2 protein-coding genes are annotated in these 818 nt (G+C 70.5%); both read left to right on the forward strand.

Translation table 11 applies throughout. The features are described 5' to 3' along the window. On the forward strand, positions 1-230 hold a 230-nt coding region (locus KZA10_RS16480; protein WP_374196612.1), incomplete at its 5' end, for an ATP-binding cassette domain-containing protein. Next, positions 227-818, forward strand: a 592-nt coding sequence (locus tag KZA10_RS16485; protein WP_218683434.1) for an energy-coupling factor transporter transmembrane protein EcfT, incomplete at its 3' end; no start/stop codon positions are given. The genes KZA10_RS16480 and KZA10_RS16485, both read left to right, overlap by 4 nt.

Below are 818 nucleotides of genomic sequence, written 5' to 3' on the forward strand. Positions count from 1 at the left end.
CCGGCGGTGAGAAGCGCCGGCTCACGGTGGCTGCGGCCATCGCGACCAGACCGCGCGTGCTCGTGCTCGACGAGCCCACGTTCGGGCAGGATGCCCGCACCTGGGCCGAACTCGTCGCCATGCTCGCCGCGCTCCGGGACGAGGGAGCCGCCATCGTCACGATCACGCACGACCTCGAAGTCGTGCGCGCCCTGCACGCCGCGCGGTTCGAGCTGGGGGGTGCGTCATGAGCCTTCTCGAGACGCGCGCACGCAACGGAGCGCTCGCCACGGTCAACCCGGTGGCCAAGCTCGGGGTGAGCGCGCTCATCGCGGTACCCCTGATCCTGACTCTCGATCCGGTCTCGGCCTCCGTCGCTCTCGCTCTGGAGTTCGTGCTGTTCCTGTTCGCCGGGATCGGCTGGCGCGAGTTCTGGGTGCGCACCTGGCCGGTGTGGCTCGCAGCGCCCCTCACCGGTCTCACGATCGCGCTCTACGGTCAGACCAGCGGCGTCGTCTACGTCGACTGGTTCGTGCTGCGCATCAGCGAGGGATCGCTCGCGCTGGCGCTCGCGACGATGCTGCGTGTGCTGGCGATCGCGCTGCCGTCGGTGGTGCTCTTCATCACCGTCGATCCGACCGACCTCGCCGACGGTCTCGGCCAGATCGTCCGTCTGCCCGCCCGATTCGTGCTCGGTGCCCTCGCGGGCCTCCGGATGGTGGGCCTCTTTCTCGACGATTGGCGTGCGCTCGAGCTGGCGCGCCGGGCCAGGGGCGTGGCCGATCGCGGCCGCATCCGTCGCTTCCTGGGGATGGCCTTCGCCCTGCTCGTGCTCTCCA

The sequence above is a fragment of the Microbacterium sp. BF1 genome, assembly GCF_019279095.1.
GTDB classification, from domain to species: domain Bacteria; phylum Actinomycetota; class Actinomycetes; order Actinomycetales; family Microbacteriaceae; genus Microbacterium; species Microbacterium maritypicum.